Origin of the sequence: Agrobacterium sp. AGB01 (genome assembly GCF_014851585.1) — a bacterium.
Lineage (GTDB): Bacteria > Pseudomonadota > Alphaproteobacteria > Rhizobiales > Rhizobiaceae > Agrobacterium.
In genome coordinates this window covers 96541-119775 of the sequence record NZ_JACVAB010000010.1, presented here as the reverse complement: position 1 = coordinate 119775, position 23235 = coordinate 96541, and the positions used below count along the sequence as shown (strand labels likewise).

General features: G+C 54.5%; 24 protein-coding genes and 1 tRNA gene. 8 read left to right on the top strand and 17 right to left on the bottom strand.

All coding sequences use genetic code 11. From position 1 onward, the window contains the following. Window positions 1-22: 22 nt before the first annotated feature. The 5 genes from IB237_RS25330 to IB237_RS25310 form a co-directional block, all read right to left on the bottom strand. Window positions 23-769 (bottom strand): electron transfer flavoprotein subunit beta/FixA family protein, encoded by a 747-nt coding sequence (locus tag IB237_RS25330; RefSeq protein ID WP_192491518.1) that lies wholly within the window; start codon window positions 767-769, stop codon window positions 23-25. Window positions 770-939: 170 nt separating this feature from the next. Further along, entirely contained in the window at window positions 940-1725 is a 786-nt protein-coding gene (locus IB237_RS25325; RefSeq protein ID WP_192491517.1) for a rhomboid family intramembrane serine protease, read from the bottom strand. Between the two features lie 27 nt (window positions 1726-1752). Further along, entirely contained in the window at window positions 1753-2331 is a 579-nt protein-coding gene (locus IB237_RS25320) for a cob(I)yrinic acid a,c-diamide adenosyltransferase (RefSeq protein WP_192491516.1), read from the bottom strand. Window positions 2332-2343: 12 nt separating this feature from the next. Next, window positions 2344-2541 (bottom strand): twin transmembrane helix small protein, encoded by a 198-nt coding sequence (locus IB237_RS25315; RefSeq protein ID WP_192491515.1) that lies wholly within the window; start codon window positions 2539-2541, stop codon window positions 2344-2346. A 105-nt stretch (window positions 2542-2646) separates the two neighbouring features. Further along, window positions 2647-3480 carry an SDR family oxidoreductase gene (locus IB237_RS25310; RefSeq protein WP_192491514.1) on the bottom strand — a complete coding sequence of 278 codons (834 nt, stop codon included), beginning with the start codon at window positions 3478-3480 and terminating at the stop codon, window positions 2647-2649. Between the two features lie 81 nt (window positions 3481-3561). On the opposite strand from IB237_RS25310, the gene IB237_RS25305 reads away from it, so the two are divergent. Further along, the gene (locus tag IB237_RS25305; protein WP_192491513.1) at window positions 3562-4470 is read left to right on the top strand and encodes a YihY/virulence factor BrkB family protein; all 909 of its coding nucleotides are present in this window, start codon (window positions 3562-3564) and stop codon (window positions 4468-4470) included. Here the strand turns inward: IB237_RS25305 and gluQRS are convergent. Beyond that, complete coding sequence (gene gluQRS, locus IB237_RS25300) at window positions 4441-5337, bottom strand: tRNA glutamyl-Q(34) synthetase GluQRS (protein WP_246788305.1); 897 nt, start codon at window positions 5335-5337, stop codon at window positions 4441-4443. The genes IB237_RS25305 and gluQRS overlap by 30 nt on opposite strands. An 81-nt stretch (window positions 5338-5418) precedes the next feature. On the opposite strand from gluQRS, the gene IB237_RS25295 reads away from it, so the two are divergent. Further along, window positions 5419-6063, top strand: coding sequence for a DNA-3-methyladenine glycosylase (locus IB237_RS25295; RefSeq protein WP_192491512.1), 645 nt, complete (start codon window positions 5419-5421; stop codon window positions 6061-6063). Window positions 6064-6163: 100 nt separating this feature from the next. Next, window positions 6164-6721 carry an HNH endonuclease gene (locus IB237_RS25290; protein WP_192491511.1) on the top strand — a complete coding sequence of 186 codons (558 nt, stop codon included), beginning with the start codon at window positions 6164-6166 and terminating at the stop codon, window positions 6719-6721. A gap of 16 nt (window positions 6722-6737) precedes the next feature. On the opposite strand, the gene IB237_RS25285 is transcribed toward IB237_RS25290, so the two are convergent. Then, window positions 6738-7253, bottom strand: a complete 516-nt coding sequence (locus IB237_RS25285) for a disulfide bond formation protein B (protein WP_192491510.1) — start codon at window positions 7251-7253, stop codon at window positions 6738-6740. Window positions 7254-7518: 265 nt separating this feature from the next. Between IB237_RS25285 and IB237_RS25280 the strand changes: the two genes are divergently transcribed. Then, window positions 7519-7603 (top strand) — tRNA-Leu (locus tag IB237_RS25280). A 240-nt stretch (window positions 7604-7843) separates the two neighbouring features. After that, window positions 7844-9154: an MFS transporter gene (locus IB237_RS25275; RefSeq protein ID WP_192491569.1), complete on the top strand. Its 1311-nt coding sequence runs from the start codon at window positions 7844-7846 to the stop codon at window positions 9152-9154. An 83-nt stretch (window positions 9155-9237) separates the two neighbouring features. Here IB237_RS25275 and IB237_RS25270 read toward each other — a convergent pair whose 3' ends face one another. From IB237_RS25270 to IB237_RS25250, 5 genes are read right to left on the bottom strand one after another with little or no spacing between them, the layout of a single operon-like run. Continuing rightward, on the bottom strand, window positions 9238-10203 hold the full coding sequence (locus IB237_RS25270) for a glycoside hydrolase family 26 protein (protein WP_192491509.1): 966 nt from the start codon (window positions 10201-10203) through the stop codon (window positions 9238-9240). Between the two features lie 17 nt (window positions 10204-10220). Then, on the bottom strand, window positions 10221-10730 hold the full coding sequence (locus IB237_RS25265) for a DUF995 domain-containing protein (RefSeq protein ID WP_192491508.1): 510 nt from the start codon (window positions 10728-10730) through the stop codon (window positions 10221-10223). Next, on the bottom strand, window positions 10727-12697 hold the full coding sequence (locus IB237_RS25260; RefSeq protein WP_192491507.1) for a glycosyltransferase family 2 protein: 1971 nt from the start codon (window positions 12695-12697) through the stop codon (window positions 10727-10729). The genes IB237_RS25265 and IB237_RS25260 overlap by 4 nt, the downstream gene beginning before the upstream one ends. Further along, entirely contained in the window at window positions 12694-13677 is a 984-nt protein-coding gene (gene galE / locus IB237_RS25255) for a UDP-glucose 4-epimerase GalE (RefSeq protein ID WP_192491506.1), read from the bottom strand. Before galE ends, IB237_RS25260 begins: the two co-directional genes overlap by 4 nt. Window position 13678: 1 nt before the next feature. Further along, the gene (locus IB237_RS25250) at window positions 13679-14701 is read right to left on the bottom strand and encodes a UDP-glucuronic acid decarboxylase family protein (protein ID WP_192491505.1); all 1023 of its coding nucleotides are present in this window, start codon (window positions 14699-14701) and stop codon (window positions 13679-13681) included. 506 nt (window positions 14702-15207) lie between these two features. Here IB237_RS25250 and IB237_RS25245 point away from each other — a divergent pair. Further along, the gene (locus IB237_RS25245; protein WP_192491504.1) at window positions 15208-15552 is read left to right on the top strand and encodes a hypothetical protein; all 345 of its coding nucleotides are present in this window, start codon (window positions 15208-15210) and stop codon (window positions 15550-15552) included. A 124-nt stretch (window positions 15553-15676) separates the two neighbouring features. Here IB237_RS25245 and IB237_RS25240 read toward each other — a convergent pair whose 3' ends face one another. Further along, window positions 15677-16447, bottom strand: coding sequence for a helix-turn-helix transcriptional regulator (locus IB237_RS25240; RefSeq protein ID WP_192491503.1), 771 nt, complete (start codon window positions 16445-16447; stop codon window positions 15677-15679). Window positions 16448-17197: 750 nt separating this feature from the next. Between IB237_RS25240 and IB237_RS25235 the strand changes: the two genes are divergently transcribed. Continuing rightward, entirely contained in the window at window positions 17198-18253 is a 1056-nt protein-coding gene (locus tag IB237_RS25235) for a four-carbon acid sugar kinase family protein (protein WP_192491502.1), read from the top strand. After that, window positions 18253-18978, top strand: coding sequence for a FadR/GntR family transcriptional regulator (locus IB237_RS25230; protein ID WP_192491501.1), 726 nt, complete (start codon window positions 18253-18255; stop codon window positions 18976-18978). Before IB237_RS25235 ends, IB237_RS25230 begins: the two co-directional genes overlap by 1 nt. An 87-nt stretch (window positions 18979-19065) precedes the next feature. Here the strand turns inward: IB237_RS25230 and IB237_RS25225 are convergent, their stop codons facing one another. From IB237_RS25225 to IB237_RS25210, 4 genes are read right to left on the bottom strand one after another with little or no spacing between them, the layout of a single operon-like run. Beyond that, a complete protein-coding gene (locus tag IB237_RS25225) occupies window positions 19066-20190 on the bottom strand; it encodes an iron-containing alcohol dehydrogenase (RefSeq protein WP_192491500.1) in 1125 nt (374 codons plus the stop codon). Window positions 20191-20202: 12 nt separating this feature from the next. After that, window positions 20203-21114: a dihydrodipicolinate synthase family protein gene (locus tag IB237_RS25220; RefSeq protein ID WP_192491499.1), complete on the bottom strand. Its 912-nt coding sequence runs from the start codon at window positions 21112-21114 to the stop codon at window positions 20203-20205. After that, window positions 21101-22063, bottom strand: a complete 963-nt coding sequence (gene pdxA, locus IB237_RS25215) for a 4-hydroxythreonine-4-phosphate dehydrogenase PdxA (protein ID WP_192491498.1) — start codon at window positions 22061-22063, stop codon at window positions 21101-21103. The genes IB237_RS25220 and pdxA overlap by 14 nt, the downstream gene beginning before the upstream one ends. Next, a complete protein-coding gene (locus tag IB237_RS25210) occupies window positions 22060-23229 on the bottom strand; it encodes an exo-alpha-sialidase (protein ID WP_192491497.1) in 1170 nt (389 codons plus the stop codon). Before IB237_RS25210 ends, pdxA begins: the two co-directional genes overlap by 4 nt. Window positions 23230-23235: the final 6 nt, after the last annotated feature.

The window sequence follows — 23235 nt, the reverse complement described above, 5'->3', positions numbered from 1 at the left end:
TAAAATCTCCCTTATCCGTCTCTTACAATACGCCGTCGGCCTTGAGTTTCGATACCAGTTCTGCGACTGAACCAACCTTGACGCCCGCCTTGCGGCCAGCCGGTTCTTCCGTCTTCAAAACTTTGAGGCGCGGCGCAATATCAACACCCAGATCGGTAGGGGTCTTCTTGTCCAGCGGCTTCTTCTTGGCCTTCATGATGTTCGGCAGCGACGCGTAACGTGGTTCGTTGAGGCGAAGATCGGTGGTCACGATGGCAGGCAATTTCAGCGAAACGGTCTGCAGGCCGCCGTCGACTTCGCGGGTCACAGCAACCGAGCCGTCAGCAATCTCGACTTTCGATGCGAAGGTGCCCTGACCCCAGCCGAGCAATGCCGCCAGCATCTGGCCGGTCTGGTTGCTGTCGTCATCGATTGCCTGCTTGCCGAGGATAACCAGATCCGGCGTTTCCGCATCGACCACGCCCTTCAACAGCTTGGCGACTGCCAGTGGCTCAACCGTTTCATCGGTTTCAATCAGGATGGCCCGGTCGGCACCCATGGCCAGCGCCGTGCGCAGGGTTTCCTCGGCCTTTGCCGGACCGATCGACACAACGACCACTTCTTCGGCCTTGCCAGCTTCCTTCAGACGAAGAGCCTCTTCGACGGAGATTTCGTCAAACGGGTTCATCGACATTTTGACGTTGGCAAGTTCAACGCCCGTGCCATCTGCTTTCACGCGAATTTTCACGTTGTAGTCGACAACTCGTTTAACGGGCACAAGGATCTTCATGGAGCTTTCCTTCAACTTCAATCATGTGGACAGAGCATACGACCACCATATTTTCGAGTGGGCACATGGATACGCATTTTTTCCATAAATTCAACGGACCATTGCTCATGACGCCATGCGTTGGATTGATATCTGACGTTTACGTGAAGATAAAATAAAGCGGTTTGTTTTCAGCGACCCCATCGGATGCCGCCATTGGACCGCTGATTTTGCGACACCGGTATTGTTTTTACATCATCGGTCATGTGTCTGACTGCTTTTGGCGTGACAATAGTCCGATCAAACAGCGGCACGCCTTTGCGTCGCATGACCAAAACCAGGAGGCTGCCGGCCAGAATGCCACCGACATGCCCAGCCCAGGAGACATTGTCGTCCATGCCTGCCGCCAGCATCAGAAACTGTTGGCCGATCCACAGTGCGAGTGGAATAAACGCCGGTAGCGGAAGCGGGATACGAAACAACACCAGCACCCAGACACGGACTTTCGGGTGCAGTAGAAAATAAGCGGCAACAATCCCTGACACGGCTGCAGATGCGCCGATCAGCGGACCTTCCGACATTGGCGCGACCAGACCATGGAACAGGGCGCCTGCTGCCGCGCAAAGCAGATAAAACAGTAGAAACCTGACATGGCCGAGCGCATCTTCAACATTGTCGCCGAAAACCCATAAAAACACCATGTTACCAGCGAGGTGCCAGAAGTCGGCGTGCAGGAACGCGTAGGTGATCAAGGTGGCGTCATCGGGTATCATCTGCAATGCCGGTTCCAGATGCGCATAGTCGAACACCACTGCTGGAATAAAGCCAAGCCCCATGGCCGCGCGACCGAAGGTTTCGTCTGAAACCAACGCACCGGTCACAAGCCAGACAATCGTATTGATGACGATCAGCGAAATCGTGACGTATTGGGTTTTTATGTGCTTGAGGGAGTTCGAATCATGCAACGGTATGAACATCGATTTTCCTCTGATGCATGATCATTTTCAGCGGTTCTTGCCCGGCACCCAAAGAATATCGGCAGCGCCTCCGTCATTGGTGAAACGCGCTGCCACGAACAGAAAATCGGACAGACGATTGATGTATTGCAGTGCCGCCGGGCTTACCGTTTCGCCATCGGTAAAAGACAGCTCCACGATTTGCCGTTCAGCGCGGCGGGAAATGGTGCGCGCCAGATGCAGATAGGCCGATGCCGGTGAACCGCCGGGCAACACGAATGAGGTGAGCGCCGAAAGGTTTGCATTCAACGCATCGATTTCGGTTTCCACCCGGGTTACCTGCGCGGCAATGATCCGCAGCGGTTCATAACCCAGCGGCTCTCCCGTATCCGGGGCGGCAAGGTCGGCCCCCAGATCGAAAAGATCGTTCTGGATACGCATCAGCATGGCATCCAGTTCGGGAAATGCCTTGGTGTGCAGGCGTGCCATGCCGATGGCCGAATTGGTTTCGTCCACCGTGCCGTAGGTCTCAACGCGCAGATCGTCCTTGCGGCGACGTGGTCCAGACACCAAAGCTGTGGTGCCTTTGTCGCCGGTGCGGGTGTAAATTTTGTTCAGCTTGACCATGTTTTTCCTGTCTTAACGTCCGCCACCGGTAATCCACAATGTCAGCATGATTAGCGCGATGGCCAGTGCCTGAAGCACCAGACGCAGCTGCATCAGCTTGTTGGATTTGTTGCCATCCGTTCCCTTGAGCATGTTGAACAGGCCACGGATCAGCACAAGAACGACAAGTCCCATGACGATGAGGGCAAGAACTGTTGTGAACCCCGACATGATTTTATCCTTGTTTCCCTGAGGTGCCGTGCGTTTGATACGCATCATCATTTCAAGTTTTCGCAATGCACATTGCGAAACTTTGCTTTGAATTTCCGTTTCTGGCTAGTCGAACTTGCGCAGCAGCCGATAGAACATGTCGGCGGGTAATATCCTCTTCAAAAACGCACCCTGTTTGGCTGGAACGGTAACAAGATAATGCGGCCTCGGTCTTGTAGCGGTCAAGGCATGGTTGAGCACTTTATAGACTGCTTCAGGGCCAAGCTTATGCTTGTTAACCGGACCTGTTCCGTCCAGGCGCGCCAGTTGTCTTTCGTACTGCGCCGCATGCGCCGAGTTCTTGAGATCGATATTGGCCTCGATATGCGAAAGGGCGGTGGCGGTAAATTTTGATGCGATTGGTCCCGGTTCGATCATGCTGACATGGATGCCGCTGCCTTCCAGTTCCATGCGTAAGGTGACACCCAGTCCCTCGAGTGCGAATTTGGAGGCGGTGTAGGCGCCACGATAGCGATATGGCACAAGGCCGAGAATGGATGAGCAATGCACGATGCGGCCCTTGCCCTGCTTGCGCATGAAGGGAATGACGCGGCAGGTCAGGTCATGCCAGCCAAAAACATTGGTTTCAAACTGGCGGCGTAGCGTATCAACCGAGAGGTCTTCCACTGCGCCGGGCTGGCCATAGGCGCCGTTGTTGAACAGCGCATCAATGCGTCCGTTAGTGCGGGCCGCAACCGTGTCGACCAGCGCCGCAATCGAGGTGGGTTCGGTATAGTCCATCAGGAGGGTTTCAATGCCCTGGTTTTCTAGCGCCGCCATATCCTCAGTTCTCCGGACAGTGGCAAAAACCCGCCAACCATCGTCTTGCAGCGCTGTCGCGCAATGGGCGCCAATGCCGGAGGAGCAACCTGTAATGATGATAACCGGTTTGTCTGTCATGCCTCTTCCCTGTACAAAGCGATGCTGATTTCCCATATTCCCCACTAAGTTACAATCAGCATGCGTAAATCAGGAGGTGACATGTTCGCCACTCTGCGACTGGCCTACAAAGTTGCCTTTGACGCCTACTTCCATTTTGCGGAGGATGACGGCTGGGCAATGGCAAGTCACGTGGCATTGTCCATTTTGCTGGCGCTTTTTCCGTTCCTGATTTTTGGGACGGCATTGGCCGGTTTCCTTGGCGCGGACAGTTTTTCGGAAACAGCCGTTCATCTGATTTTTGATACCTGGCCGGAGGCGATTGCCGCACCCATTGCGGCCCAGGTGCAGCAGGTCCTGACCATTCCGCGCGGGGGACTGCTGACAGTTTCGGTGCTGGCTGCCGCCTACTTTGCGTCTAACGGGGTAGAGGCGTTGCGCATATCGCTCAACCGTGCCTATCGCGTTTCCGAAACGCGCTGGTGGTACGTAACCCGTCTCTGGAGCCTTTTTTATGTGCTGATGGCGGTCATCATTTTTGCTGCAATCAGCACGGTGCTGGTGGCGGTGCCGGTGGCTCTTGCGTTTGCGGAAGTGCGCTTTCCGTGGATGACCGATTTTCTCAGTACCATCTCCAGCCTTGGTGTTTACGGAACTATCATCGTCCTATTTACCGGCCTGGTGATTGCACATCTGTGGCTGCCAGCGGGCAGGCGGCGTTTGCTGGATGTGCTGCCGGGCATTGTGCTGACATTGCTGTTCTGGGTGGCTGGCGCGCTGCTTTTTGCTTCCTATCTTGCCACATTTGCAAATTACACCGCCACCTATGCCGGTCTGGCGTCGGTGATGATCGTGCTGGTGTTTCTCTACATGATTGGAGTGATCTTCATGCTGGGTGCGGAGGTCAATGCCGCCCTGATGAAGTATCAGGTCCGCCGCATCATCAAGCGCACAATCAATGGCAAAACAATCAAGGAAAGTTCAGAGCCCGATCAGGCTGCGGACATCTAATGGTGTTTTGCCGGCTGCGCGCAAGGTTGCCAGTCCGGTGCTGCCCTCGCTTTTGGAAAGCTTGCGTCCGTCGTCACCCAGAATAAGCCTGTGGTGATGGTAGCTTGGTGCTGGAAGGTTCAGCAACTGCTGCAACAGCCGATGAATGGCTGTGGCGTAATAGAGATCCATGCCGCGGACCACGTCGGTAATGCCCTGCAACGCATCATCCAACACCACGGAAAGGTGATAACTTGATGGCGCATCAGAACGCGATAGCACAACATCTCCCCACTGGGCCGGATCGGCCTTGATTGTTTGATGCCGGCCGCTACCGAACTCGTCCCAGAACAATGGTTCATCAAGCTGGGCAATGGCCTTTTGCATGTTCAACCGCCATGCAAAAGGGGTATTCGCAGCAAGTTGGGTCTGCCGTTCGGCCGCTGTGCGTTGTTTGTCGATGTCAGGATAATGCGCCGCGCCGTCCGGATCGCGTGGCCATGGCGTGCCACCTGCCTCTGATGCCTTGACGATTGTCTTCACTTCGCCGCGCGTCAGAAATGCCGGATAGGCAAGATCCATGGCGACAAGTTTTTCCAGTGCTAGTCGGTAGTCGTCGAAATGTTGAGACTGTCGCCGGACAGGTTGTTCCCATGACAGGCCAAGCCAGGATAGATCGTCGTAAATGTCCTGTTCAAACTGTGGAGTGCAGCGGGTCTGATCGATATCCTCTATGCGCAGCAGAAAACGACCCAGTTCTTTTCTGGCCATGTCGGCATTCATGAAGGCAGAAAAAGCATGACCCAGATGCAATCGCCCATTGGGGCTTGGAGCAAAACGGGTAACGCAATTTTGACGTGGCAGATCAGACATGATCTCTACAGGCATTATTTTTTTCTGTTTGCCAAGGGTCGGTGGACGTGTTGACCCTAGGCCCCTCTATAGGCTGTGGTTTGACTGGGAAATTCGATGACGGTTATTCATGGGGATGACGATATTACCAACGGGCTTACGGCCCTGTTTGCGCTTGATCCATCCTTAAGCCTTATTGCCAGCCGATGTGGACCGGTGCCGTTACGTCTCAGCGAACCCGGCTTTGCCGGTCTTGCCAGTATTGTCGTGTCTCAGATGGTATCACGTGCCAGTGCTGATGCGATCTGGGGTCGGATTGTCGCGGGGACGCAGGTGATGACGGCGGACCGATATCTGGCTGTTCACCCGGATATTGCCGCCGGTTTTGGCCTTTCCCGTGCCAAAGCGCAGACCTTGCAACGTATTGCCACGGCGGTTGCCGAAGGTGGTCTGGATCTCGAAGCTTTGAGCCAGATTGATGCCGCGACTGCGATGGCCGAATTGACCGCCGTCAAAGGAGTAGGGCCATGGACGGCGCAGGTCTATCTGATGTTCTGTGGTGGCCATGCGGATATTTTTCCGGCCGGGGATGTTGCTTTGCAGGCTGCGGTTGCCCATGCGCTTGACATGGAGGCGCGTCCGACCGTTCGTCAACTGGCTGTTTTGTCAGAAAAATGGTCGCCCTGGCGCTCGGTGGCGGCCCGGCTTTTCTGGTCCTATTACGCTGCAATAACCCGGCGTGAGGCGCTGCCAATCGCCTGAAATATGCCTTTCTTTGAGCGCTTCATTTATAGGCTTCACAATACTGTAACAACAGACCTAATATACACAATGCAGATGCCGAATCGATCAGGAGAAGCCCTTGACGATTGCAGTCTCCCCACAGGCTTTGCCAGCGCTCGTTCTGAACGCTGACTACAGGCCACTGAGTTATTATCCCTTGTCGCTCTGGTCATGGCAGGACGCGATCAAGGCGGTTTTTCTAGATCGTGTGAATATCATAGCAGAGTATGATCACTCGGTTTCATCGCCGAGTTTCTCGATACGATTACCGAGTGTCATAAGCCTCAAAACCTATGTGCAACCGGCCAGAAATCCTGCCTTTACCCGCTTTAATGTCTTCTTGCGCGACAAGTTCCAATGCCAGTATTGCGGCTCTCATGACGACCTGACATTCGATCATGTTATTCCGCGTGCGCATGGTGGTGAAACCACATGGCTGAACGTCGTTGCGGCGTGTTCACCATGTAACCTGCGCAAAGGCAGTAAATTGCCGAAACAGGCTGGCATGCTTCCGCACCAGAGACCCTACCAGCCAACCGTGCAGGACCTGCATAATAATGGGCGGTTGTTCCCGCCCAATTACCTGCATGAAAGCTGGATGGACTATCTTTACTGGGATACCGAGCTTCAGCCTTGATGAAGCCGGTTCCCGGTCAGATCTTTTTGCGGGTTGCGCCGTAGAAGGCGATTGCGGCCAGCGCTACGCTTGCAATCACGTTCCAGCCCGCGAAGGAAAGACCAAGCACGCGCAATGCTGCGGTGTTGCAGGATGGTGCCTTGATGGCGTTGAGATCGCTCAACAGGCTGCCGGCATTGGTTGTGATGGACGGTGCGCCGGTGGCGCAGGTCGTCGGGCCTTCCCAGAAACCCCATTCAACGCCGGAGTGGTAAACGCCCATGCCAGCGCCGATCAGCATGGCAATACCAATCAGTAAGAGAAGTGTTTTGACGGTCCATGAGGGCAGCTTCAGAAGGCTTGCGAGGATGGCGAGAATGCCGAGTGGAATGGCGTAATAATAGGGATCACGCTGCAAGAGGCAAAGTGCGCAGGGCGTATAGCCGCCAATGTGCTGAAAGCCGAGCGCCGAGCCGACAGTGAAGATCATACCTGCGGTGACCAGAACTGAAGAAACTGTAAGGCCGGATTGCGCGGATTGTGTCTGTGCCATGGATTTCACTCTTGCTTTGGTATCTGCGTGATGAAAGTTGCCCACGCATGAGACAGGAAAGGAGGGGTATATGGGTGCCGTCCTGCCCGGCATCATGGCTGTAACCTGTAATCCAGTACATGCGGGAATGTAAATGTGGTGAAGGTTCCGCCCGACACGGTGATCAAGCAAAGTTTCGTGAATTGCTGTTTTTTGTAAAAACCGGTTGACCGGAACCGGTTCATTCGTATAGTCCGGCGCCATACCACAGGACTTCGCTCCTGTTGCCCCTTTGGCGGAATTGGTAGACGCGCCTGACTCAAAATCAGGTTCCGAGAGGAGTGCTGGTTCGATTCCGGCAAGGGGCACCAAAATCTTCACATCGATAATTTGATAAAGATTGCCGCAGGAACGAATTCCTGTTCGGCACTATACTTGTTTTTCGCGCCTAGTTCTTTGGTCTAATGTGATATTGCTGCGTCGCAGCATAAACTTGCGCATCGCAGCAATCCGGGTGTATAGCCGTCTTATGGCGCGGCAAAATATCGCATCTCATACCTTCCGCGCGCCTCATCTCCAGATAATTACGAATTGGAGTTACTGTGAATAAGATGTCATCAAGTCCGGCTGGTACTCCAGTCCTGGATCAGAAAACCCGTTTGAAATCCATTATTGGCGGTTCCGCAGGCAATCTCGTCGAGTGGTATGACTGGTATGTTTATTCGGCCTTTACGCTGTATTTTGCGCCGATCTTCTTTCCGTCCGGCAACCAGACCGCCGAATTGTTAAGCGCAGCGGCCGTTTTTGCGGTCGGCTTCCTGATGCGCCCGATCGGTGCCTGGTTCATGGGAACCTACGCAGACCGCAAGGGCCGCAAGGCTGGCCTTACACTGTCGGTGACGCTGATGTGTCTCGGTTCGTTGTTGATTGCTATTACGCCGGGCCACGAGACCATTGGCATTGCGGCGCCAGCCATTTTGGTGTTTGCACGTCTGTTGCAGGGCATCAGTGTTGGTGGTGAATATGGCGCAAGTGCCACCTACCTCAGCGAGATGGCGGGCAAGAACCGTCGCGGCTTTTTCTCAAGCTTCCAATATGTCACGCTGATTTCCGGTCAGTTGCTGGCGCTGGCGGTTCTCTTGGTTCTTCAGCGTGTGCTGACGCCGGAACAGCTCAGCTCGTGGGGCTGGCGCATTCCGTTCCTGATTGGCGGCTTCCTTGCCATTGCGGTGTTTTACATCCGTCGTGGTCTGGTTGAGACGCAGTCGTTTGAAAATGCCAAGGCTGATACGGCTGAAAAGCCGAAGTCCAGTGGCTGGGCCCTGTTCCGCCATTATCCGCGTGAAGCGTTGATGGTAATGGCTCTTACTTCCGGCGGTACATTGGCCTTTTATGCCTACACCACCTACCTGCAGAAGTTCCTCGTCAACACATCGGGCTTCAGCAAGGAAAGTGCGACGGAAATTACCACAGCTGCTTTGTTCGTGTTCATGTTGTTCCAGCCTGTTGCCGGTGCGCTTTCCGACAAGATCGGTCGCAAGCCGCTGATGGTCGGGTTTGGTGTGCTCGGTCTGTTGTGCACCTATCCGATTTTCTCGACTTTGGCTGTAACGACAAATGCCTTTGCAGCATTCGCTTTGGTTCTTGCGGGTCTGTTGATCGTGACTGGTTACACCTCGATCAACGCCGTCGTTAAGGCGGAGCTGTTCCCGGCGCACATCCGTGCACTTGGCGTTGCACTTCCTTACGCGCTGGCCAACACGGTGTTTGGTGGTACGGCAGAATTCGTGGCCCTGAAGTTCAAGCAGCTCGGCCATGAAGAGTGGTTTTTCTGGTACGTCACCATCATGATTGGCCTATCGCTGATCGTTTACATCCGCATGCGCGACACCAAGCATACGAGCCATATCCAAGAGGATTGATTGCGGCTGTATCGCCCTAGACAGAAAGCCCCGCGCGCCTGTCGTGCGGGGCTTTTTTATGGGTGGTTTGGCATGGCAACGCGTCAGTTGGTCTGGTCGTTGCGCACCACGCGCCAGTCGGGTTTTCCAAGGTTATGCGGCCATGGATGGACGTCCTTGTCGTTGAAATAGACGACTTCCTCCAGCTTGGGGAACTCGGTGGTTTTCAACGTCACGTCGTTCATCCAGGGTTTGATGTAGGCATCATTGCCTTCATAACCCAGTTCGGCGACCCATATCGGTTTGTTGTATTTTTCCACCAGACTGTATCCCTTTTTGAGGGATTGTCCGAAGGTCCATGGGCCGCCATGTTCGATCTTGTCGAAGGCCTCGAGACCGAACACCGACAGCCCCACAAAGTCGACATAGTTGTCGCCGGGATAATAGGCCTGCAGGCCGTCTTCACCCTTTGGAGACCACATCAGTTTGGCATTGGGTGCTTCCTTGCGCACGATATCCATCATGTGACGGTAGGCAGTGATGTAGTCATTCGGTGCCCAACCGGACCACGAGAAGCGGCCGGATTTATCTTCCATTTCCTGGCCCCAGCGAATGATGACAGGGCTTTTCATTTGCGAGACCATGCGGGCAATGGCGTGCATGTTTTCGTCATACCCGCCTTGCAGGATTTTCCGCCGCAACTCATCGGAGGTCAGGCGCCAGCTGACGTCCCACGACCAGGGTTCAACGGTAATCAGCACATTGCGTTTGCGTTCCAACGCATAGGCATCGGCCGTTTTCAAACTATCCAGATCCACGTCTTCCCAGGGCAGGAAGAGGTGTTCGGTCGCTACACCCTGTTGCTGACCGAAGTCGCCATGTGGATCATAGGCACCGAACTTTATGCCATCGGCATGCAGTGTCGGGCGTTTGTCCGTGATGGAACGCAAGGTGGCGGCTGTCATGCCTGCGGCATTTTGTGCCTGTGACTGGACCACCGGGTAGGCCGCGGCGGAAAACAGGATTGCTATAGCCGCTGCGGACAGGATTTTTTTGTTCAGCTTCTTCATGGCTTTCTCCTCTCCAACTATTTTTTGACTGACATGACCTGTTTGGCCGCCAACGCCTGAACGGTTACGCTGTCGGTGTTCACAAGTTTCGAAAATTCATCGCTTGCTCTGGGTTTGGCACTGCGAAACACGTACCAATCTCCCATTGGCAAACGCTTCTGGTAGATCACGTTGCCAAGCCTGCCATGGGAAAAACATGTCCTTGCCTTGGCGGCCTCGCCGTCCGTCGTCCAAGTGGCGTTCATGCACATCTTGCCGAGGTTATCGACTGACCATGTGCCTTCGCCGATGGACTTCTTGCCGTTTTCTTCGGTCATTGCGGTAAAGCGCCGACCTTGCGAATCAAACCGTCCGCCGCCACTTGGCCAGCGCCAGGTTTTGTCCTTGTACATATTCACCACTTCCGATGCTGTCAGAAGCTGTGGGGATTTTTTGACCTCTTTTGCGGCAAGCGCCAGACTTGGTGTCAGCATGCTCATGCTGAGCAGAAGGACTGGAAGCCTGAGGTTTTTGATTATAGTTTTCATGACAGTCTTCCTTTCTCGAGGGACCCATCCTGTCTGGCCTTGGCCAGCATGATGATTCCGTATTGTGGTGGAGTGGGCTGCGGCTTTACCTGCACTTCCTGTTCAGGCTGGATGCCGTGCCATTTCACCCGGAATTTCATCTTTATGGTCTTGGTACCACCAACGCCTGCACCGGAAGCGTTGAAGCGTGTTTCGGTAAAGCTGACATAGGGTTGGCCGTGCGACAGCGCTTCCAGGCCACCAAGGCCATGGGTGTTGAGTTGCACCACTCCACTGGCAATGATGATGAAGGAAGACACTGTTGCGAGTGCATTGCCCCATGTGCGTGGCAATACCGAAAGGCTGTTTTCCGAAGCGTGTCGGAACATCAAAAGCAGAACGAGGAAGGCGTAAACCGTCACGTTCATGGCTGCGAAAATGTAAAAGCCCTGGGTGCTGCGGCTGTCCGGCGCCAGCATCATGGCAAGCGCTGTGAAGCCGGCCAGCACAATGTAGGGGGCGACGATGCGCAGCGGCAGGCATCCGGCCTTTTCGCCACCCTTGGGTGTGATGCGAAAATCCACAAAGGAACCATTGAGCCTGTCACGTATGGCGACCAGGCAACCTGCCAGCGACCAAGGCCAACGCAGGAACAGGAAGGCAAATGTTTCCCAGCAGAACGGCCGTGCATCATGCGGCCTGAAGGTTCCGGTTGCCCGCCAGAAGAAGGTGAACACCGTCAGCATCAAGATTGAAGGCAGGAAATGCAGCATGAATTCCGGGTAGCTGACATTGACCAGTGGACGGCCTGCGAGAAGGGCGATAACCGGCATGACGAACATGACTGCCATGACAACGGAAAACAGCGGATACCACATCTGCGAAAACAGAAACTGGAATTGCAGTTTGGCTGGCAGTGCTGGCACATAGTCCTTGGAATACTGCAGAAGAATTGTAACCAGACTACGCGACCACTGGAATTCCTGCACGGCAAGATCTGTGAAGGTTGAAGGTCCGTCACCATGGGCAATAGCGTTCAAGGCATGCACTCCACGCCAGCCACCCGCATTCATCAGCAAGGTGGTGGAATGGTCTTCTGCCAATTCAGGCCCGAGACCGCCGATCTGGCGTAAGGCTTTGGTGCGCACGGCATAATGTGAGCCGATACATAGAGGTGCCCAGCCGTTATTATAACCGGTCTGGAATGCGCCATGCAGACCGGCCTCGACGTATAGCCTGCCGCGTGCCGCCCAGCTTTCGTCGGCATTGGCGTCACAAATGCTGGGTGCCGACACGTAACCGACGGCGGGATCAGCGAAAGGCTTCAGAATTTCATGGAGATAGTCGGTTTCCGGTACATGGTCGGCATCGAACTGTGCCACGAAGTCATAACGGTCATATCCATAATGATCGTAGAAATAGGCAAGATTGCCTTCCTTGCAGCGTGTGCGGCGCGGCCATTGTGCACGGTGATAGGCTTCCACACCCTTGCGGGTGGAAATCAACACGCCATGTTCGCCGCACCAGCGTCTGGTTTCCGGTGTCGGATCTTCGTCTGCCAGCCAGACATCGTATTCTATCGGTATTTTCTGTTCGAGCATGGCCAGCATTGTTTTTCTGACCACCGAGAAGGGCTCTGATGGAGCCTTGGTCACCACCATGGCAACACGCCCCTCGGGCAAGGGTGCCTCCGGTTTGACGACTTTCGCGTTGAGGAAAATCAGCACGAAATAGGCAGGCAGGATGGTGACGTAGAACACCGAGACGCTGACGGCGATGAAATAGGGCATCGACAGCATGTGGTCAGGATCCAGCCACCAGCCCCAGAAATAAACCAAGGTTACCAGCCAGCCTGCGATACCCAGCAGATAGGCAATACGGTTCCACCCGGTGAAGACCGGGTCGAACAGTGCGTCAGACACCGTGGCATGGACCTTATGTTTGGCCTTTTGGGTGTTAACGGTTGTGATGAACTGTGTCGTGCTCATCGGCTGGTCTCCAGTCCGAACGTCGGTGCAGCAGTGCGGATGATCGTTTCGATGTCCGAGCGTGATGGTGTGAAGCCAAGCACGGCTTTGGCGCGACCAATATCTGCAAACAGTGAGGGTGGATCACCGGCGCGACGCGGGCCGTACTGGACAGGTACCTGCTGGCCGGTCACACGGTGAATGGCACCGACGATTTCGGCAACCGATGCGCCACGGCCAGAGCCCAGATTGACACGCAGAGTCTCGCCACCACCGACAAGATAACGGATCGCTGCGAGATGAGCGTCAGCCAGATCGCTGACATGAATGTAGTCACGCACGCAGGTTCCGTCTTGCGTGTCGTAATCATTGCCGAACACATCCAGTTGCGGAACCTTGTGTGCGGCGGCCAGAAGCGCCCGTGGCACAAGGTGGGTTTCAGGCTCATGCCGTTCGGAAAGCTCTCCGCCCGGGTCAGCCCCTGCGGCATTGAAATAGCGCAGGGCGACAAACCGCAGCCCATAGGCTGCGGCATAGTCTTCCAGTGCCATTTCAAAAATAAGCTTGGTACGGCCGTAGGGATTAACCGGTATTTGTGGCGTTTCCTCACGGATCGGCAGGATTTCCGGAATGCCGTAGGTGGCGCAACTGCTGGAAAAGACCAGTCCTTCGACATGGTGGTCCATGCAGGCTTCCAGCAGTGTCAGGCTGCCGGCCACGTTGTTGCGGTAATATTTGCGCGGGTCGGTTACCGATTCACCAACATAGGCATTGGCAGCGCAATGGATGACGTGGGAAGGGGCAAACTCGGAAAGCGTTGCCCGCAACATGCTGTGATCGGCAATGTCAGCCGTGATCAACGGTCCCCAGCGCACAGCATCGCTGTGGCCGGTGGACAGGTTGTCATAAGCCACCGGCACCATGCCGGACAGCGATAACGCCTTGCAGATATGGCTTCCTATGAAGCCGGCTCCGCCTGTGACAAGGATGTAGCGGGGCATCTCATACAGCCTCCGCCATTTTTTTACCGCTGAGCAGCGCATCGAAATAGTGGATGGTCTTTGCGAGGCCCCGCTCAAGATTGACGCGCGGTTGCCATCTCAGCTCTTCTTTGGCGCGGGTAATATCCGGCCGGCGTTGTTGCGGGTCATCCACTGCGGCTGGCAGGTGTATGATGCGTGAACTGGAGTTGGTCATGGCAATGACGATGTCTGCCAGTTGCCGCACCGGAATTTCTGCAGGATTACCAATGTTGATCGGGCCACAGCATTCTGGGCTTTTGACCGAGAAGCGCAGGAAACCTTCAATCAGGTCATCAACATAGCAGAAGGAACGGGTTTGTTTGCCGTCGCCATAGATGGTGATGTCCTTGTTCTGCAGGGCCTGCACGATGAAGTTGGAAACAACACGACCATCGTCCTGGCGCATGCGCGGGCCATAGGTGTTGAAGATGCGACCAACCTTGATATCGACGCCAAAATTGCGGTGATAATCGAAGAACAGCGTTTCAGCGCTGCGTTTTCCCTCATCGTAGCAGGCACGCGGGCCAATGGGATTGACGTTGCCGAAGTAGGTTTCCGGCTGCGGGTTGATAAGAGGGTCGCCATAGACTTCCGATGTGGAGGACTGGACAACTGTTGCACCGGTGCGACGTGCCAGTTCCAGCACGTTCAGGGCACCGATCACATTGGTCAAAAGCGTGCCTACCGGATCCTTCTGGTAATCAGGTGGGGATGCGGGTGACGCAAAATTGAAGATGACAGATACATCGAGATCATAGGGGTTGCGCACGTCGTGCTCCACCACAGTGAAACCTCTATTGGACGTCAGATGTTCAATATTGGTGCGTCTGCCGGTGGAGAAGTCGTCGAGGCAGATAACCTCATGGCCGCATTGCAACAGCCTTTCGCACAGGTGTGAACCGAGAAAACCTGCGCCGCCATTGACAAGTGCCCGGAGGCCCGGTTTCCAGTTCGAATAGATGTTTACGTTGGAGTCATTGTTATCGGGAACGAACTTACGCATTACACACACTCCTTCCTACCAGGAAACAGCAGCACCGTTTCCGTGTAGTTGTGTCGCTCGTTTTGATTTTTTTGAAATTCCGGCGGCTTTATTACTTGTTGTTGTGGGCCGACTTTACTTGATTCATGCCATTTTTTTATTCTTTTAAGAAGATCATATTTTGTTATTTGTTTTCGTCAATGCGAAAATTCTGAAATATTACAATTGATTACCGGGGAAATACATTGATTAATCCCATTGTGTACGTATTTTTAACCATGCCTACATAATGCCTTTCTTATCAAGCAAGAGCGCAAGCCTCACTCAATCGATTGAGGTTAGGGTAGCGTGCGTGCCGAGCCTGAAACGGCGTTCGGTGTGCTGGCCACCGGGAGCGATTGTGTGTGGTGTGACATGCTTGCCTTGGTCAGAGGTGCATGAGTTAAATATCAACACGAGTGTGTTTGACGGGCTGTTTGCCGCAAACGCATCGCAGCTGGCCGCACTTTGCGGCATTGGGGACAAATATGTCTATTATTCATCACCGCGCCGGGGCATTGAACCCTGCGCGCCTTGCCAAAATGGCGTGCTCTATTGCCGTTGTTGCTTTTTCCATTGTGTCCTGTTCCGCCGTTGAGACCCCGCTTCTGTCCGATAACAGCGCACCGAAAATTCAGAACGAAGTCAGTCATCGCGTATCCGCACCGAAGAAGTCCTATGCCTATGACAAGGCGTCTGTCACGCTGGTCTCAAGCGTTGAAGCGGAGAGCGAGCCTGCTGTTGCCGTTACCAAGGTCAATGATCTCGGCTCATCGCCTTATACCTGCTCGCCGAGCGGTTTTGGCCAGAAGGCTCGCTGCTACCTGCGCTAATACTTGCCGCTGTCAGGCATAACGGGGTGTCGCGGATCAATGTTGCTTCACAAAAAGCTCATTGAGCCGTGACGATCTCAGGGGAGTTTCTACAAAAGCTACTGCAGCTTTTGTACGAGTACGCTCAGTTTTTCCATTCGTGATGGGCCATTTCGGCATGGTCGAATGCGAAGAAGCGTGATGCGGCTTCCGTGCGGTTACGCACATGCATCTTCTTATAGATGTTTCGCACATGTACTTTGACGGTATTTTCCGACAGATGCAGCTTGTCCGCGATGATCTTGTTCTGGGTTCCCTTGCACAGAAGATCCAAAATCTGGACTTCCCGTGTCGTGAGGCCGTTGAAGTCATGGTGATGCTGCTTTGCAGCCGACGCCAAGCCAATGGGCGTGCCGGCATGCGGCATGGAATTGGTTGGTGACTTGGTCTCAACAAGACGTCCAAGCAGCGCGGACGGGAAATGTTCTCCGCCCTTGATCAACAGATCGACTGCGGCCATGAATACATCAAGCCTCAGGCTGAGTGGCAATACGCCATCAATGATCCGTGTTTCAACCAGTTGTTTGAGATAGGATTCCAGCATGCCGACGGCATCAATAACCAAGCCGATCGATGCTGACGGATGTTTTTCCCGGATGTTGTTCAGGGCATCTTGCAACTGCTGGCCAGCAATTCTGTACAGCAGGACCAGTTTCACATCGGATGTATACCCGTCTTCGATTGCTTGTGGTTGGTTAATGCTGATGACATTACACATGGGGAACTTTTTGCCGAGTGCCTCAACCAGGCATTCGGAAAACAGATCCGCATCCGCGATTAAAAGTAATGTCTGGTTTGTTACTGATGTGTTGTTTATGCGTTCTGCATGAGTTATTCTAGAAGATACCATGAACATTTACGCCTCCCTGAGCGATACGCATTTTTTACTTTATTATTATGTTTATTATTTCGAATCTCCGAAATGATGCATGTCCATTGTTATTAATCACTTGTTAATTATGCTAATATGAAAACCTAATTAAAGAAATGACCCGAAAGGATTAGGTGATTAAAATTTTGTAAACGTGATTAACGTGCCGATATTTCAAGATTTTTCATTCTGTGGCGAGTCACCAGGTGATTTGGAAATTCAAGGTTGGTATTTTTGATATATAAAATTACGGGTTGTATTTTATATGGGGAATGAGTTTTTTGCGCTAATATGAGCGCTTGAGAATGGTTTTCTTTGCCTGATTTTTATTTTTCGGCTGTCGCGTGCAATTCCTTTACTTCGTGAAATTTGCTCCGAAGTCGCGCTTGCGAAGTTTTCTTTAAGTTTAAATAGAATGCCTCTTTTTTCTCCGGCGCTGTCCGACGCCATAAATTCGGGGCCTTTTTAGTTCTACGCTCTGGCTATTTGGTGGGGAATTGCTGGCGCTTGGTCTGTGCGTTGCCCGGTGCTGCTATACAGTGTTTTCTGCCTCAATATTTTGGTGGTTTAGAGGATGTGCATTTAGGTCACATTCCGCCACACAAGTTGCGATAATTTGTTTTTGACTTGTAAATTTTTGTTGTTTTCATTTCCCGTTATGCGATGATTTACCAAAGAAATTGCGGCTCTTTGAGAGTCCAATTTATAGAAAATTTGTAAAATCGGTAAAGCAGCATGAAGTTTGAAGTCGACAGATTAATGATCGTTGCGGATGATTTGACGGGTGCGCTGGATTCCGCCGCTCCTTTCGCGGCTCATGGTTATTCCGTTGCGGTCGTTACCGATCAGGCCGCGCTTGGTGAAGCAGTTGCTGGCGGCGCAGATGTGGTTGCCGTGACCACCCGCAGCCGGGAAATTGCACCGGATGAAGCCGCCAACCGTGTGGCCCTCGCACAAAAACAGCTGGTCAGCCGCATGGCGCTTTTGAAAAAGGTCGACTCACGGCTGAAAGGCAATGTCGAGGCCGAGATTTCAGCGCTTGAGTTCGAGCGTGCAGTTGTTTTGCCTGCCATTCCCGAGTTTGGTCGTGTTGTGACCAATGGCATGATCAGCGGTTTCGGTGTTGAAACACCTATCGCCATTGCTGGTCGGCTGGGGGCCGTTGCTGAAAGATCGATCATCCCAGACACCAGCACCGTTGAGGCGATGCAGGCGGCATTGGGTCTTTTGCAGGAAAATGATCTTTTGGTTGGCGCATTGTCACTGGCAAATGCGTTGGCGGCACAATCGGGTCGCCCGCGACAGGACAGTGTCGGCGTGAAAGGCAACAAGCTGCTGATTGCCATCGGGTCGCGCGATCCGATTACCGTTTCGCAAGTTGGTACCTTGCGCGATGTGGCTTCTCATCTGAATTACATTGCTGCGCCAGGTGGTGCTGTTGGGAAAACAGCCGTTGCTGCCGCGCCACTTTCATCGGCGCTCACCCTCGTTCAGGCGGTTGATGGTGCAACGGAACTGTCGTCCGTTGAAGTCGCGGACAATCTTGCAACATCGGTTGCGGCGCTTGATGCGGGTTATGACACTTTGCTCCTGTCGGGCGGTGCGTCGGCGGAAGCCTATTTCGACAAGCAGGGTATTCGCATTTTGACCTTGCTGGGTGAGATTATGCCAGGCTTGCCCGTTGCCAAATATGGCGATCGTCATTTCATCACCAAGTCGGGCGGTTTCGGCGATGCGGAAACACTGGTGCAGGTGGCGGAGAAAATTCTGGGACATGAAGGCGTGAAATAATGCGGACAGTGGAGCAGATTTCACATCGTAAAAGCCTGAGCGAGGTGGTGTTTGAACGGCTGAAACATGCCATCAAATCCGGCGCCTATCAGAGCGATGAACGATTGCCTACCGAACATGAATTGGCGGCGGAATTTGAGGTTTCGCGCCCGGTAGTGCGTGATGCCCTGAAGAAGTTACGCGATCTCGGGCTTGTTTATTCGCGTCAGGGGGCTGGCAGTTTCGTGCGCATACAAGGGGTCAAGCAACCCCTTGGGTTCGGGCCACTGGAAAATATTGCCGATCTGCAAAACTGTTATGAATTCCGCATTACCGTCGAACCGGAAGCGGCGGCCTGCGCTGCCGAACGGCACAGCGATACGCAGATCCGGGTCATTCGTCTGGCGCTTGAAGCATTGCAGGATGCAACGAGCCGGCAAAGGCACCGCGAAGATGCCGACTTCATGTTCCACCTGTCGATTGCGCAGGCTTCGGGTAATACATATTTTTCAACGGCCATGGAGGCCTTGAAAGATCATATTGCCATTGGAATGCAGTTCCATGGCCTGTCGCTGAAGAATTCAGCCAGTGGACTGCGACATGTTTTTGACGAACACGCCGCGATTTACGAGGCAATCCGCACGCGCGACTCCGATCTGGCCCGTAACCTGATGCGCCAGCACCTTCGTGGTTCGCGTGACCGATTGTTTGAGGGGCGCAGGCCTGAACTTGCCCAGGGGGCATAAGGCTTTCTGTTATGCGCATATAAAAACCCCGGCTTTTGACCGGGGTTTGTTTGCTGTTTTGAGTTTGAAGTGACTGACAGGCGGCTTTCAGAATGCGGCGTTATAGATTGCCAGCACATCCTTTGCTGACATGTCCCGTGGATTGTTATCCATCAGTCTACGGATGGCATGGGCTTCATCTGCCCAGTTCTGCAAGTGCTCCTGCTGCGCACCATGTACCGAAAGCTTCATTTCCACGCCAAGTGCCTGGCAGAAACCATAGGCCGCGGTGAGCACGGCGGCCGGATCCTTGGAGATAGCAAGGCCAAGCGCATCAAGAACTTCGGCAGTTTTTTCTGACCGCACCGGCACATTATAGGCCAGTACATGCGGGAAGATGATGGCGTTGGCCAGCCCATGCGGCAGGCCGAGCCGGGTACCGAGCGGATAGGCAAGTGCGTGTCCTGCTGCAGTATTGACCGGGCCTAGGCAGATGCCGCCATAATAGGAGGCCAGCATCATGCCGGCACGGGCTTCGGTATCCTTGCCGTCTTCCACGGCACGGGCCAGATATTTGCCGACCAGCTGGATGCCCATGCGCGCATAACCATCAATCAGGTCATGGGCACGAATATTGGTGAAGGCTTCCACACAGTGAGCCATAGCATCAATGCCGGTGGCGGCGGTTACTGCCGGTGGTACCGACCAGGTCAGTTCCGGGTCGAGAATGGCGATGTCGGCGAGCAGGTAGGGGCTTTCGACCGCTTTTTTGGAATGGCTGACACTGTCGGTAATCAGCGCGCGAATACCTGCTTCAGACCCGGTGCCAGCTGTTGTTGCCACCTGAGCCAGCGCTGTTTTGCGACCGGCCACTTTATTGGGGCCAACAACGTCATCTAGCGCCTGCGGACCGTCCCAGAGAGCGGCAACGAGTTTCGCGACATCGAGAACCGAGCCGCCGCCGAGGCCCACCACCAGATCCGGCTGAACGGTACGTGCCATTTCAATGGCTGCATTGAGCGCTTTGTCATCCGGTTCCGGCGGAATGTCGGCAAAGACGGTGATCGCGCCAGTCAGCTTCAGTCTGTCGACAAAACCAAGTGTGTGTTCGGTGGCAATCACCAGAACGCGTGATGCGCCATTGGCCCATTCGCCCAGCTTGGCAGAGGCGCCAGCGCCTATTTCAAGGCGCTTGGGTTGATGCAGGGTGATCGGTCTAGCCATTCCATCCATGGCGGTTCTCCCTCAAGCTCTTTCAAGCGCGTCCATGCGCGACCAGACATCTGCACGTTCTGCGTCTGACAGTTCGATCAGCGGTGGTGTGACGCGCAGCCAGCCGTTGTCGCCGCGACGTTTAGCAACCATGGTTTTCACGGTCGGCAGTTGTACATAGGCGTTGGTCAGTTCGCGCCAGGCGACGATCTTGTCTTGTGCTGCTTTGACTGCGGCTTCCTTGCCCGGCACATTCCAATTGTCGAACACGAAACGAAGTTCAGCGGCGACAAGATTGGAGCTGGCGGTAATGCAGCCTGCACCACCGGCTTGAATCAGCGGCAGAAGCAGCGGATCGGCACCTGCCAGCACGCCGAAATCCGGGAATGCGGCAATCATCGCCTTCATGTTTTCCAGATCGCCTGAACTGTCCTTGATGCCAACAACGACGCCGGGATAATCCTTGCGCAGGCGGGCAATAACCTCATGCGGAATAGCGACACCCGACACCTGTGGAATGTGATAGAGAACCACTTTCAGACGGTTGTCCTTCACGCCTTCGATAATACGGGCATAGGCACGGTAGATGCCTTCGGTGCTGACACCCTTGTAGTAGAATGGCGGCAGCAACACCACGCCGTGCACACCGGCCTGAACGGCATGGCGTGTCATTTCAATGGTGTCGGCAATGGCCGTCTGGGCGGTGCCGGGCAGCAGTTTTTCAGGTGCTACGCCACCGGCAATCGCCTTCTCCAGAATATCCATACGCTGTTTCAGGCCGAAGGAATTTGCCTCGCCTGTGGTGCCAAGCAGAGCCACGCCATCGCAGCCTTCGTCCAGCAGCGCTTTGCAATGGGCGGTAAACAGCTGGAAGTCCGGGTTGCCATCCGCAGTAACCGGGGTGGTTGCTGCGCAATAAACGCCGCTGAATTCAAACTTTGCCATGTGCATTTTTCCCGGCTATCAGCTTGCGCGCATAGGCGATGGCTGCGTTCATGTTGACGTGATTGGCCTTGCCGGTCCCGGCAATGTCGAAGGCGGTGCCGTGATCGACAGAGGTGCGGTCAATCGGCAGGCCGACGGAGACGTTGACGGCCGTATCGAAGGCCACCAGCTTTATCGGGATGTGACCCTGATCGTGATACTGGGCAATCACCAGATCAAACCCGCCCTGATAGGCGCGGTGGAACACGGTATCCGCCGAAATAGGGCCGTAAACATCAATGCCTTCGGCGCGTGCCTGGGCAACGGCCGGCGCGATGAATTCATCGTCTTCGGTGCCGAACAGACCGTTTTCACCGCAATGCGGGTTAATTCCTGCCACGGCAATCTTCGGCTTGGCATAACCGATACGTTTCAGGTGATCATTTCCGGCCTTGATGGTCGCCAGAATACGCTCTGGTTTGGCGCGGTTGATGGCGTCCTTCAACGACACATGGGTCGAAACATGGATCACCTTTAACCGGTCGGACGCCAGTAACATGAAGGCGGACTTCGAGCCGGTCAGTGACGTCAGCATGCCGGTATGGCCATCATAGTGGTGGCCGGCCGAATTCAGTGCTTCCTTGTTGATTGGCGCGGTGACGATGCAGCCAATCTTGCCGGCCATTGAATCTTTCACGGCAGTATCGATGAAGCGGAATGAGGCATCGCCGGAGATGGCGCTAAGTTTACCCCAGGCAACGGGTGCCCCTTCCACTTCCACGTCAACGACAAGTCCGGTCAGGTCCAGATTGATGCCGAGCACTGCCTTGGCTGCTTCCAGCTGTTTGAGGTTGCCATAGACCCGCGTATTGGCGCGATCCTCAGGGCTCATTTCGGACAGTGCCTTGATGGTGATTTCCGGGCCAACGCCTGCGGGATCGCCCATGGTTATTCCAACGAGTGTGCTCATGCAGTTTCTCCGTCTATCCAGCCCTTGTTCAGCCGGACATATTTGATGGCGCGGCGATAATAGGTGTAGGCCAGATGCAGGTTGCCCTGTCCGTCTTCGACCATGGCCGGGTAGGACATTTCCTTGTTGTGTCCGTCAACAGAATTGTTGGAAAGGCAGTTGCCGGTGCCGTCTTCAACGATACGACGCGTCGGGAAGGTGTGGCCATCATCCGTTGAAACACAAAGCGTGACGGGCGCACGTGGCACACCCCAGATCGGCACGATCCCACCTTCGGCATTCGGCCGATCGTCCTGTTCTTCCAACTCGTCGTAGAGCGATGCACGACGCTGCGAAAATTCGGCTGATGATACCGGGTTGCACAACAGCGCCACACGTCCGTCCCGCAGTCGAATGGCGGCAATCGATGAATTGTTGTTGGGCACGTCAGTGGCAGTTGGTGCTGACCAGCTTCTGCCGCCATCAAGGCTTTGCGTGCGATAAACAAAATCGGCCTGCCTGCGACGGAAGAAGGCGACCATCCTGCCATTGTCCAGTGGCACGATCGTCATATGCACGCAGCCGAAGCTATCGGGCACATCCGTCACACTCCAGGTCTTGCCGTTGTCGGTGCTGACGGCGACGGCTGCGGTGTCGTGAGTGCCGGTCCAGCGTGCGCCGGGGCGTGGATTGCACAGGAACAGAGGCAACATCCAAGCGCCATCATCGCGCACCACGATGGTCGCGCGGATGAAGGTGCCATTTGCAAGACCAATGTCGCGTGGGTTGCCAGCCGTCAGCGTGCCCTCGAATGAGATCGGCCTTGCGATAACGCGGCTTTCATCCTGATTTCCGGAAGGCTGCGCCGTATGAAAAAGGCTGATGGCACCGTCCGGCTCGACAAACAGCATCGGGTTCTGTTCGGAGCGGTTCGGATCGTCGCTCAGCTGGCTGGCTTCAGACCATTGATTGCTCTGTGGTGCCAGCGTCGAGACGTGGATGGAAATGTCGGACTTTCCTTCCAGCGTGCCGCCAAACCATGCGCAGGCAAGTGTGCCGTCAGGTAGGAACCGCAAAAAGGCTGCGTGGTTCTGAATTTTCGGTGAGGGCAGAAATGCCTGCGTCAGTCCGCCTTCGGATGCGGCGATGCGCCCATCCATGCTGGCGGCTATTTCTTCCGGTGTCACTTACGC

Bases quoted from the DNA above. Each gene is read 5' to 3' on its own strand.
- IB237_RS25330 (WP_192491518.1), bottom strand. From the start codon at position 769: ATGAAGATCCTTGTGCCCGTTAAACGAGTTGTCGACTACAACGTGAAA.
- IB237_RS25325 (WP_192491517.1), bottom strand. From the start codon at position 1,725: ATGTTCATACCGTTGCATGATTCGAACTCCCTCAAGCACATAAAAACC.
- IB237_RS25320 (WP_192491516.1), bottom strand. From the start codon at position 2,331: ATGGTCAAGCTGAACAAAATTTACACCCGCACCGGCGACAAAGGCACC.
- IB237_RS25315 (WP_192491515.1), bottom strand. From the start codon at position 2,541: ATGTCGGGGTTCACAACAGTTCTTGCCCTCATCGTCATGGGACTTGTC.
- IB237_RS25310 (WP_192491514.1), bottom strand. From the start codon at position 3,480: ATGACAGACAAACCGGTTATCATCATTACAGGTTGCTCCTCCGGCATT.
- IB237_RS25305 (WP_192491513.1), top strand. From the start codon at position 3,562: ATGTTCGCCACTCTGCGACTGGCCTACAAAGTTGCCTTTGACGCCTAC.
- gluQRS (WP_246788305.1), bottom strand. From the start codon at position 5,337: ATGCCTGTAGAGATCATGTCTGATCTGCCACGTCAAAATTGCGTTACC.
- IB237_RS25295 (WP_192491512.1), top strand. From the start codon at position 5,419: ATGACGGTTATTCATGGGGATGACGATATTACCAACGGGCTTACGGCC.
- IB237_RS25285 (WP_192491510.1), bottom strand. From the start codon at position 7,253: ATGGCACAGACACAATCCGCGCAATCCGGCCTTACAGTTTCTTCAGTT.
- IB237_RS25275 (WP_192491569.1), top strand. From the start codon at position 7,844: ATGTCATCAAGTCCGGCTGGTACTCCAGTCCTGGATCAGAAAACCCGT.
- IB237_RS25270 (WP_192491509.1), bottom strand. From the start codon at position 10,203: ATGAAGAAGCTGAACAAAAAAATCCTGTCCGCAGCGGCTATAGCAATC.
- IB237_RS25265 (WP_192491508.1), bottom strand. From the start codon at position 10,730: ATGAAAACTATAATCAAAAACCTCAGGCTTCCAGTCCTTCTGCTCAGC.
- IB237_RS25260 (WP_192491507.1), bottom strand. From the start codon at position 12,697: ATGAGCACGACACAGTTCATCACAACCGTTAACACCCAAAAGGCCAAA.
- galE (WP_192491506.1), bottom strand. From the start codon at position 13,677: ATGCCCCGCTACATCCTTGTCACAGGCGGAGCCGGCTTCATAGGAAGC.
- IB237_RS25250 (WP_192491505.1), bottom strand. From the start codon at position 14,701: ATGCGTAAGTTCGTTCCCGATAACAATGACTCCAACGTAAACATCTAT.
- IB237_RS25245 (WP_192491504.1), top strand. From the start codon at position 15,208: ATGTCTATTATTCATCACCGCGCCGGGGCATTGAACCCTGCGCGCCTT.
- IB237_RS25240 (WP_192491503.1), bottom strand. From the start codon at position 16,447: ATGTTCATGGTATCTTCTAGAATAACTCATGCAGAACGCATAAACAAC.
- IB237_RS25235 (WP_192491502.1), top strand. From the start codon at position 17,198: ATGAAGTTTGAAGTCGACAGATTAATGATCGTTGCGGATGATTTGACG.
- IB237_RS25230 (WP_192491501.1), top strand. From the start codon at position 18,253: ATGCGGACAGTGGAGCAGATTTCACATCGTAAAAGCCTGAGCGAGGTG.
- IB237_RS25225 (WP_192491500.1), bottom strand. From the start codon at position 20,190: ATGGATGGAATGGCTAGACCGATCACCCTGCATCAACCCAAGCGCCTT.
- IB237_RS25220 (WP_192491499.1), bottom strand. From the start codon at position 21,114: ATGGCAAAGTTTGAATTCAGCGGCGTTTATTGCGCAGCAACCACCCCG.
- pdxA (WP_192491498.1), bottom strand. From the start codon at position 22,063: ATGAGCACACTCGTTGGAATAACCATGGGCGATCCCGCAGGCGTTGGC.